This window comes from Paenibacillus sp. FSL H8-0537, assembly GCF_038051995.1.
Classification (GTDB): domain Bacteria; phylum Bacillota; class Bacilli; order Paenibacillales; family Paenibacillaceae; genus Pristimantibacillus.
On the sequence record NZ_CP150290.1, the window covers coordinates 5,619,093 to 5,630,242 of the forward strand.

Annotated in this window: 7 protein-coding genes; 5 read left to right on the forward strand and 2 right to left on the reverse strand. The window is 44.2% G+C overall.

What is annotated here, in order from left to right:
- Window positions 1-86 precede the first annotated feature (86 nt).
- Both MHB80_RS23900 and MHB80_RS23905 read right to left on the reverse strand, forming a co-directional pair.
- Complete coding sequence (locus tag MHB80_RS23900) at window positions 87-5,024, reverse strand: DUF4132 domain-containing protein (protein ID WP_341279310.1); 4,938 nt, start codon at window positions 5,022-5,024, stop codon at window positions 87-89.
- A 47-nt stretch (window positions 5,025-5,071) separates the two neighbouring features.
- On the reverse strand, window positions 5,072-5,491 hold the full coding sequence (locus MHB80_RS23905) for a hypothetical protein (RefSeq protein WP_341279311.1): 420 nt from the start codon (window positions 5,489-5,491) through the stop codon (window positions 5,072-5,074).
- 524 nt (window positions 5,492-6,015) lie between these two features.
- Between MHB80_RS23905 and MHB80_RS23910 the strand changes: the two genes are divergently transcribed.
- From MHB80_RS23910 to MHB80_RS23930, 5 genes are read left to right on the forward strand one after another with little or no spacing between them, the layout of a single operon-like run.
- A complete protein-coding gene (locus MHB80_RS23910) occupies window positions 6,016-6,858 on the forward strand; it encodes an STM4015 family protein (RefSeq protein ID WP_341279312.1) in 843 nt (280 codons plus the stop codon).
- Between the two features lie 29 nt (window positions 6,859-6,887).
- A complete protein-coding gene (locus MHB80_RS23915; RefSeq protein ID WP_341279313.1) occupies window positions 6,888-8,066 on the forward strand; it encodes an STM4014 family protein in 1,179 nt (392 codons plus the stop codon).
- A 27-nt stretch (window positions 8,067-8,093) separates the two neighbouring features.
- Complete coding sequence (locus MHB80_RS23920) at window positions 8,094-8,882, forward strand: STM4013/SEN3800 family hydrolase (RefSeq protein ID WP_341279314.1); 789 nt, start codon at window positions 8,094-8,096, stop codon at window positions 8,880-8,882.
- A 23-nt stretch (window positions 8,883-8,905) separates the two neighbouring features.
- Window positions 8,906-10,264 (forward strand): STM4012 family radical SAM protein, encoded by a 1,359-nt coding sequence (locus MHB80_RS23925; RefSeq protein WP_341283062.1) that lies wholly within the window; start codon window positions 8,906-8,908, stop codon window positions 10,262-10,264.
- The gene (locus tag MHB80_RS23930) at window positions 10,261-11,145 is read left to right on the forward strand and encodes an STM4011 family radical SAM protein (protein WP_341279315.1); all 885 of its coding nucleotides are present in this window, start codon (window positions 10,261-10,263) and stop codon (window positions 11,143-11,145) included. The genes MHB80_RS23925 and MHB80_RS23930 overlap by 4 nt, the downstream gene beginning before the upstream one ends.
- The last annotated feature ends 5 nt before the right edge of the window (window positions 11,146-11,150 follow it).

Sequence of the window (11,150 nt, forward strand, 5' to 3'; positions counted from 1 at the left end):
TTAGAAGTGAATCTACCATGTATTATAAAGAGGAGCAGAATTCTAAAATCTGCTCCTCTTTTTCTATTGTGAAATGTTTGATTTTCTTAACGTTTAATCTGCTCAAGAATTTGCGGATCTTTAATTTTCGTATCCTGTGCAAGCAGAACGATTTTGGATAAAATCTCTGCTGTCTTTGGGTCTTCATCCATGAATGGCAGGAACAGCTTGCCTCGGTGCTGAGAATGAACCGGAATGATGGCAACTGCGCCAGAAGCCTGCTTATATACAATTCCACTGCCCAGATGAACGCTGTATTCACCTAATTGCCCTGCAATTAAAGCATGGTTGCCTTCCAGTCTTACATTATTGATTTTGAGCAGTCGCAACGATTCTCGAACGATAGCTTGGCGGATTTCAATTGTTGTCAGACTCGCCTCAGGGTCTACTCCGCCTACATGTGCCACACTGACAACCAAATCCACATCACGCATCACTTCAGAGAAAACGAGTGGCGGTACATTTTTAATATCAATCGGTTTATACGTATGGCGATCAAAGAAACGGACTGTTTCTAGAGTTGGGCATTCAACATCCGACGGAGAAAACCAATCAGCTAGCGCATAAATGCTCGCAATGATATTTTCCTTGTAATAAACCTTCTGCAGTCCTTCCTCATAGCTTACCGTCCATAAGCGGCCCTTCAGCAAGCTAACCGTCTTGCGAGGCTGTACCTGGTGTCCGTCATATCTGCGGGAAATCGCACCACTAGCCAGCTCATCAACATTCGGCATGTACAATTCACGAAATACTTGTTTGAACGGTTGTTTCAACTGCCTGTCAAACATATCCTTTTGGTACAAGCTCCACTGTCCACTGTTGAACAAATGCAGAGGATGGGCAATAAGCAACTCATCGCTTTCGGCAGCTTCATAGGCTTCCCCTGCTGCTCCGAGCAGCGTTCCGTTTTCAAAGTAACCTAGCTTTCCATTAGCACCAAATATCAATGTTCTAATTAAAGGGGCAATAACCGGATTTTTCGCGAGCTTGTTAATCTCTTCTTTAGTGAAAAGACTTCCCGTTTCCATGGAGCGTTCAAGTTCCTTGCGCGCCCGCTTGAATTGATCGGAAAGCTCCGATTTAATTTGCTTAAGCGTCTCAATATAATCATGCTTTTTATAAGCAGCCGGAACGGACTTAAGCTCCTTGTCTTTGCGGAGCAAGCGGATCTCTGCTTTTCCTTCTTCGTCAATGATCAGCTGTACCGTAACTTCCTCATCCAAAGCGACAGGATCAAAGTAGTGCAGAAGCTCGTCTATTTTCCGTCCTTCCATATCCCAAGTTAAACGAACCACATCGTTATACCCTGCATTTCGGGCTAAGTTATCAAGTGCAATGGAGCTTGTTTTTGACTCTGTAGCCCGACGCTGGGCTCCAAACGCTTTGCTTTCTTTAAGAAATTGCTGAATAAATTCATAACGTTCCAGTACATCGCGCTGTTTGTCTTGCTCTAATGGAACTAGGCTATAACACAGCAAATGATCTTTATTGCGTTTATCCGCTACTGATTTTTTCAAGTCTGCAAGCTTAAGTTTACCCAGCACCGCGTCGGAAAATAATTGAGAGCGTCTGTGGTTGGAACCGGCCGAAATATATTTTGCAGACTGATAGAGTTGATCAAACCGCGTCTCTCCAAGCTCTTCATAAGCAGAATGGAACCACTTCACATCGAATGCGCCATCATTGAAATCCTCCGGTAAAATCGGGGAATAATGGGCTACAATCGTTTCTTTCTCCCCTGAAAATGTCTCATTTATATGAGCGTGGAAATACCAGGCTGCACTGCGTAGACCATTCCAGCCCAAATATTTTGCTATAATATCAACCCACTGCGGTGCATACATCGCTGCTTCAAGCAGTCTGACCTCGTTAACTTTGCTTCCCTTAAGCAGCTCTTTCAACGTCTCTTCGTTCTCCCCCGCAGCAGGGTGGCATACTTTAAGCATTTGGCTGAACGATTCTTTTTTCGTCGTATTTTTGCCATTGCTATAAATGTAGCCCCGGACGAATGATTCTTTATCCAACCCAGTCAAAATACGAAGGAAATATGAAGTCCCCTGAATAAGTGAAATGCTTGTTGCGAGCTCCGTGACATCCGTCGCAAGATCGCCGCGGTTAAGTTCAATTTCCAATATCCGCTCGATAACCCTATTTTTAATAACAACGATTTCTGAGTAAGAGCTTAAATCATGATTTTTCGGGCTAGTCATTTCCCCGATGTAATTATTGCTGCGTGGTCTGGACATTAATAATCGAATAAGTTCATTTTCAGTCAGTATTTCCAAGCTATACGCCCTTGCAAAATCCTCAATTCCAAGCAAATAACCATTGTAACCCTGCAGTGCAAATAACCAGTAATAAACTTCAAAATACGGTTTGAATGAATGATCGCTATGCAGTTCAGACTTTTGCCAGCGCCGCCAGAAATTCGTCACTGCATTTAAAATACCTTGATTTCCATCCTCTTTGTCATGAGGGAAGCAGCTAATAATTAAACGCAGCGCATGATTCGACTTGTCAAATCGCTCCTGTTTATTGCTATCTGAAATATAAGCATCAATAATTTCATTGACCTGATCCCCATAATCCAATTGATTATAAATCGCTTGCATATCCACCACTTTCTCCATAGGATAGATGGTTTCTATTAGTTCCTTGCCCCAAGACTCCAGCGCCTGAAAGTTGGAATCGTACATTTCCCACCTTTTCAATTGTCCCGTGCAGCAGCGATGCAAGAAATCTGCATGACGATAAAACTCCAGCTGCATTAACTCAAGCGGGCCAAAGCCGCTCGAATCCAAATATTTTCTCCATACGTCAGTAAGGGGATAACGTTCCAATACAGGTGTGTTATCTTCGGGGTCGTAACGCCAGCTTGTTGTTGACAGCCTTGTCCCGAGAAGCACCGTCTGTTTAGCCTCATAATAATCTTGAATTTCATATTCATGTTCCCGATATTCATGAACAAGCTCAGATAACCCTTGTAAAAAATGCTGCATCTTGTCCACCGGCAAAGTGAAATATTGCTTCACTTCTTCCAAAGCCGACAAAGGCATTGGTTCTATTTGTACAAGCCGATCGACTTTCTCAGGAAGGTTGTACAAGCCAAAGCCATTTGCCAAAGAATAGGTAGCCTCTTGTTTCAGCTTCGCTAGTAATAGCCGTTCCTTGTCTGTTGGCTCGGTAAGTACTTCTACCTGATCCTGAAGCTCAGCAAACAGCCCCGCATGCTGCTCGTCTTCCTTCATCTCAGTCAATAATTCCAACGCAGCCAGACGCTGCAGCTCCACCCGACTTTGCAGAAGCTCCTTTGTTACAGCCTTAAGACTGGAAGCTGGTTGGTTGAGCAGAAGTTCAATAGCACCTTGACGAAGTGCTCCTTTCTTAAGCTTCAGCAGAGCGGATATAGAAGACAGCTCCTCCACACTCATTTGGAGCTTTGCAGCTTTCCGAATCGCTAATTCGCGATTGCTTGTACTTTTATCTGAAAGGCTTGCAAATAAAAAGCCTCTTTGTGCTTTATTTTCTGGATCGGGAAGGAAATACTTTAACAACTCGCCCCGCATACTAGGACTCAATGTATCTTTAATAGTTATTATTTCGGCAATCATTTCATTATCCATATCATAAGCAATCAGATAGAGCATCTTTCTTACGATTTCATCGGCATGAAGCGTATAGCTCCTCCAATCAAATACACGGGAATTTTTCGTTATTTCCTTCTCATTCATCCCGGAAAGCATGTTGAAAAATTTCGAAAAATGGCTCTGTCTCTCCGATTTCTCCTCAAGAAATGGTGTACTTGTATAAGTCAACGTATTATCTCTATCCATATGCCATTCGTAGCTGTATCCATAGGCGTAATTATCAAGAAGCCAATACTGCAGCTCATAATCTGTCTCATCAAGCCAATTTTTAGCAATGGAAAAACGCATAGCTGTATTGGTGCTCTGTGCAAGAACATACTGAGCAACCACTTTACGATACGTATCCTGGCTTCCCATTATATAAGAAATCTTTTCATGCAAATCATTTTCCTCATGCACAGCTGTCGTCCACAGAGCCATAAATACCTCATTGACGTTGCTGCTTTCCAGCCACTGCTCACATAATGCCTTATTTCCGAGGGACTGGATCACGTAGCTGAGGCACTGCTTCGCTACTCGGGCATTCGCGGCTTCCAAATTCAGGCCTGTCCAAACATCCAACGCGCGAATAACCGAGCTAAATCGGATTAAATTATTTTCCTCCACAATTTTCAACATAAATAGCATGGCCTCAATCGTGCCCGAGTCCATTTGCTCGACAATACTTTGTCTGAGTCCTTCTTGCAGACGGGCAGCAACAAGAAGCTCGCCTATCATATGATAAGCTCGCTTACTATGGCTCAAAAATATACCAGAAATCATAGGACGGGAAAGCAAGGCGGTGTTATTGTCACCATATATAATTTCTTTCAAATCCTCAAACGTTTCTTCGTTTTCCCTATCAAGCTCATAAGCAATCATATCCGCCGCGGCAAGCATTGGGTGATTGTAATCCGATAGAGAAGAATGATTAACTTTCGTCAAATAATCCTTCACATTGAAGTTCGCCGCCTGTATATAAAAGAGAGAGATACATTTCTCTATCACTCTTTCCGTATGTACTTCTAAATTTGACGTGCGGAATGGGCGGCGCAAATAACCATTACTGTACGGATACTCCACGCAACGGTTAACAATATATCGGAATACAGCTGCATAAGGGGCGTCAAACAGCTTATCCATAATAGCAACAAGCGGATCGAACCATTTGCTGCTATCATCTGCTGACAATTGCTTCAACAATTGCTTTAATTCTTTCTTCGCGTCGCTATCCATATATCTCTGTTTAGCAAATTCGATGACTAGACTAGCAAGTTTGTGATAAGACTCATCCTTATCCAAGGTACCCGCTTTATCCAGCATCTTCTGAAAATACGCCTTATTCGCTTCTAACTCCATATTGTAACAGCCTCCTGCTTATTAAAATAAAATATGAACCAGTCCAGCTACCATATTCTACCTGCCAGCATAGTAAAACGAATCAATGCGAGTTCGTCGCCATCCTGTATATGTAAAGGACTATCCAATTGTTCGATTTCATCGCCATTAATAAATACCTTATATAGTCCGTCTTCAAACGCCAGTATTGCAGTACAAAGCGCTTCATCTATACTTGCTCTTTGCTCATTATATATTGAGCCAAAGCCAACTTTGCCCGTCTCGGCTTGCAGCTCCACATCACTTTGCGTCAAATATGGCACAAGCGGAACGTCCGTCTCCTTTTGATTGAATTTCTGAACATTTACAGTAACCAGGTCCGTAATTAGCGCTTTCAACGTATCCGGTTTATTTGTAAGTGTCCACTCGAGACGATTTAAATAGCTTTTCTTCTTTCCAAGACTCTTCACCGTTATGTACACAATCATGACCGACTACCTCCGGATACTTATAATGTCCCCTGACTACCATAATAGTACCATATTTAGGAAAGGACGCCCTTCATGCCTTTAGGAGGAAATAATGAAACTTTCTCTACACATCCAGGCCCTTTTACACTTAAAAATACGTGATATAGACTATTTACACCTATCGCATATGAATAGAACAATGTATAAATTTTTATTATTTCGTCTTCAAGTATGTTTAATTGTCCTTTAATATTTACGGCTTGCCAAAAGGGAACATAGGTTCTATAATTCATATTACAGGAACATACGTTCTTAGTCAATGAAATTCCAACCTCTTCCTTCTGTTTTTGGATATGTGGATTTGAAAATTCATTAAAGAAACAATGTTTGAGCATTCCTTAGCACGGGTATAACCCTCTATTGGAAACTTTGATTTTATGCTTCATTGTTTATTAATCATTTTCAGGAAAACAGCTGGATTGACGCTGCTGAGTAGAGCGTGTTATTTTAAATTGGACATGGAAACTTTTGGAGGGATATGAATGATTGAGATTCGCTTATCCGTTGATTACGATGAATATGAAAATGGTGTTCGCATTTCCCAGCTTATTGACCAGCTCACTGAAAAACCGAACGCAGCTAATATTTCCGTGCTTACGATCGGTGATTGGGGACAAGCCTATGAGAACGGACCTGATGATGCAATCGAATCACTCGTTAAACACAAACATATTTTCACAGGGCTGAGCAGCGTATTTCTTGGAGATATGGACTCGGAGGAATGTGAAGTATCCTGGATTAATCAAACAAACATCGCTCCACTGCTTGAAGCCTATCCTAATCTTCGATCCCTTACCGTTAAAGGAAGCACCGATTTAAGTTTCGAACCCCTGCAGCATGCAGCGCTTCAAGAACTGAAAATTATTTGCGGCGGATTGCCGAATAGTGTAATTGGACAAATCGCTGGCTCCCAGCTTCCTGAGCTTCGCAGACTTGAATTGTATCTTGGTGTAGATAATTATGGGTTTGATGCATCGCTGGAAGAGGTTCTGGCAGTCGCTAATCCAGAGCTATTCCCAAAGCTCACCTATTTGGGCTTGAAAAATAGCGAGATTCAGGACGAGATTGCAATTGCGATTGCTGATTTTCCAATTGTCGACCAATTGGATACGCTTGATTTGTCTTACGGTACTCTAACCGATGTGGGAGCAGAAGCCCTCATAACGAGCGAGCGGGTGAAGAAGCTTAAACATTTGGATCTTAATTACCACTATATGAGCGATAAAATGGTCGAACGCTGGAAAGCAACTGGTCTTTCTGTTGACCTTAGCGATGGGCAAGATGCTGATGAGGATGACTGGCGCTATCCCTATATTACGGAATAATGACCGCCACAGTTTCAGTACAACCCTATTTGTTAATTGGGAACCCAGGCAACAAACGTACGCTTGGCCTACAAGCTGCCAGGCAGAAGCTTGGGCTTCCCCCAGCTATTGTTCTTCCTTATTCGGATCTGCTGAAACGTTCTACCCATTTAGGTGAATCGATTCGGCAGGCGGCAACAAACTCACAGCCCATAGAAGGAAAGCCCATTGTTCTACGGCTGGATGCTCCTGGAGAAAATTCACTTGTGGAGCGTGAATTAATTGCGTGGGGAGCAGAATTTGAAAGCAACAGAAAAGATTTAACTAGCGGTATATCTGTTACTCCGACCGAAGCATTGCGGCTTCCCGAACAATATGGGCGCATCCTTTATCCAGGGCAATGGTACCGTGGCTATTGTCGCCTGCTAGCCGAGCTTCGTGAAGCTGCGCAGCAAAGTGATTTTCCATTCCGCTGGGTCAACGATCCGGCGGATGTTGCCGTTATGTTCGACAAGCGGCGCTGCCAGCAGCTGCTTTCACAAAATGGTGTCCCTACGCCTGCTCTGCCAGCTCCCACTGGCTCTATCCGAGATTATGAATCGCTGCTGACGGCTGTTCAATCGAGCCGTATGAACCGCTTATTCATTAAGCTTGCTTATGGCTCAGGAGCCTCAGGCGTTATCGCCTATCAGCGTCATCCTGTAACTGGCTCAGAAATTGCGATTACAACGATTGGCATAGAGCAGCATAAAAATGAACAGATTTACTACAATTCTGGTAAATTGCAGCGTTATACCGACCATTCAACGATCCGATTAATCATTGACTGGGTATGTCGTGAAGGTGCTCAAATTGAGCGTTGGATTGAAAAGGACAGTATCGATGGCAGCAGCTATGATATTAGGCAGCTTGTCGTTAACGGTTCCCCTTGCCATGCCTTAGCAAGGCTAAGCCGCACTCCTATTACTAATTTACATTTGCGCAATGAGCGTCGCTTAATAACAGATGGCACGCTTTCAGCTGCTTTGAAAAACCAGGTAGAAGATACAGCTGTATCCGCACTTGCTGCATTTAATGGTTCAACGGTCGCTGGAATTGATGTGCTTGTTCAAAAAAAACAGGGCCGGACCTACATATGCGATGTTAATCCCTTCGGTGATTTACTGTATCATGCCGAGCATAAGGGAATGAATACTTACGAATGGCAAATGTCGCTTCTACAGAAGTAAAAAGCCTGCACGGAGAGGATGCTCAGGATGATAGATATGAACCAAATCGTGGGCTCTCATGATATTGTTATGATTACGCTTGATACGCTGCGTTATGATGTAGCCAAGCTCGAAGAATCCAACTGCCGCAACTTATGCGCAGACGGACCATGGGAGAAGCGGCATACGCCTGGCAGCTTCACGTATGCTGCACATCATGCCTTTTTTGGAGGCTTTCTCCCTACTCCTGCCAATACGGATAAAGCATCACATGTGCGATTATTCCACACCAAAAATACAGGTTTAAAAACACATCCCCACACATGGCAGTTTGATGCACCTGATCTTGTAAGCGGCCTTGCCGAAGAAGGATACCGAACGATATGCATTGGAGGAGTCATCTTTTTCACTAAGAAAAATAAGCTGGCAAAAGTACTTCCCGGATATTTTCAAGAAAGCTACTGGCGCATGAATTTCGGGGTAACCAACCCTCGTTCTACTGAGCATCAGGTCAATCATGCTCTAAAGCTGCTGGAGAAGGCTAATATCAATGAAAGATTGTTTCTGTTCCTGAACATCTCAGCTATTCATGGGCCGAATCATTATTTTCTCCCTAGCAGTTCACGTAAAGACTCCATCGAGTCGCAGCGTGCAGCACTCAGATACGTAGACAGCCAGCTTGGCATATTGTTCGATGCGCTGCGAAGCCGCGGCAAAACCCTTTGCCTCGCCTTCTCCGATCATGGAACCGCCTATGGCGAAGACGGATACGACGGACATCGACTCGCACATGAGGTTGTATGGAACGTACCATACCGTGAATTTATTTTAGAATGAAAGAGGAGAGATGCCGGATGTCTATGCCAACATCACTAACTAGACCAGCGGATTTGCCAGAATGGGGCAAGCGCTGGTTCGCCTCCCCTTACCGCTCCTATCTATATTCTTATCCGCATAAAACCGCTTATCGGACACTAACACCGGCGCTGCCGCTTGAGGAACTTTGGAAAGACGAAGCTGCCGATTATTATTTCTTATATATGCACATCCCATTCTGTGGGGTACGCTGCGGATTTTGCAATTTGTTCACCCTTCCTGATCGTCGTACCCATGTGCATGAGCAATATGTAGATGCACTTGAACGTCAAGCTTTGCAGTGGGCTCCCATTATTACAGGAAAGCCTTTTTCCCGCTTCGCCATTGGTGGCGGTACGCCTACATTGCTTGAGGCTTCACAGTTAAATCGGCTGTTTACCATTGCTGAGGATGTTATGGGGCTGGATACATCACAGGCTTCCATTTCTGTGGAGACCTCTCCTGATACGGTGAGTGAAGAGCGGCTGCAAATCTTAAAAGACCGACGGACCGACCGGGTTAGTATTGGTGTGCAAAGCTTTATCGATGAGGAGGCTTCGGCCATTTATCGACCACAAAAGCCAAAGCTTGCTGAACAAGCAATTACGATGCTGCAGGCTTTTGATTTTCCATTGCTGAATATTGATCTGATTTATGGTTTGCCGGGACAAACTGCCGATTCATGGATATATTCATTGGAGAAAGCAATTAGCTTTGCTCCGGGTGAAATTTTCATTTATCCGCTGTATACGCGAGAACATACGATTTTAAAGCCAGATCAAATTCAGCGTCAGGGTACCGATGCACGGCTGGAACTATATCATATTGCATGCGAACGCCTTAAGGCGGCAGGTTACAAGCAATTTTCCATGCGGCGGTTTGCTAAAGACATAACGTTTACGCACAAAAACATTTTACCATTTAGCTGTCAGGAGGAAGGCATGGCTGGACTCGGCTGTGGTGCACGCTCTTATACGCGCGAAGTGCATTATGCGTCCCGTTATGGGGTAAGCGCAGCGGCTACAAGAAGCATCATTGCCGATTATGTTGCAACAGAAAACTTCCAATCCGCGAATTACGGATTTAAATTAAATGTCGCTGAACAGAAGCGGCGGTTTGTTTTAAAGGCACTGCTGCATGCCGAAGGCCTCTCACTTGCAAGCTATTCAGAACGTTTTCGCAGCGAAGCGCTTGCCGATCACTCCGAACTGGCTGAGCTTATTCAACTCGGCTTTGCCCAAATGATGGATGGCGGACAAATCCTTCGTCTAACAGAGCTTGGCATGGCTTATTCCGATGCTATCGGCGATGAGTTTATCTCCGGTGATGTTAGAGAATTAATGGAAGGGTACGAGCTGTCATGAAGGCTGTGCTGTATTATCGGGGGTCACTGTCCTCCTGCAACTATGATTGTCCTTATTGTCCATTTAGCAAAAATAAAGACAGTGCCGCTACGCTGCGCAAAGACGAGGAGCAATTGCATACTTTCATGGATTGGATTCGGGAGCAAGGGCACGCCGGCCATGAATTATCTATTTTTTTCAACCCCTATGGTGAAGCCCTTATCCATCGCTGGTATCGCGAGGCTATGATTGAGTTGTCACATATGCCCCATATTTCCAAGGTAGCCGTCCAGACGAATCTCTCTACTAAGCTAGACTGGACAAGCCTGTTAAATCCAGAGAAAGCTGCTTTTTGGGTTACTTACCACCCCGGTCAGACGACGCTCAGCCAGATGCTGTCACAGTGCATGCAGTTGCACCAACAAGGACTTAATTTTAGCGTTGGAACCGTAGGGCTGCGAAGTGCTTTCGAGCAAATTGAAGCGCTTCGCAGCAACCTGCCAGAGGATGTATATGTTTGGGTGAATGCCTTTAAAGATAAACCTAACTATTACACAGAAGCAGAAATCGCCCGGCTTGAAGCCGTTGATCCTTATTTTCTATGGAATACGAGGGACTATGATAGCTTCGGTCAGCGCTGCTCCGCCGGGTCCTCCGTGTTCTATATTCAAGGAAGCGGTGTCGTCAAACATTGCTACAAAGATCGGCGTATCATCGGACAACTTTATCGGGACGGACTGGAAGGCTTATCCGTAGAACGACCTTGCGGCATGAAGAAATGCGGATGTTATATCGGCTATATCCATATGCCAAAGCTGGAGCTGGGAAATATCTATGAAGACAGTCTGCTGGAGCGAATTCCAACACATTTTCAGCATAAAGAAAAAGTGATCACTTCATAATACAG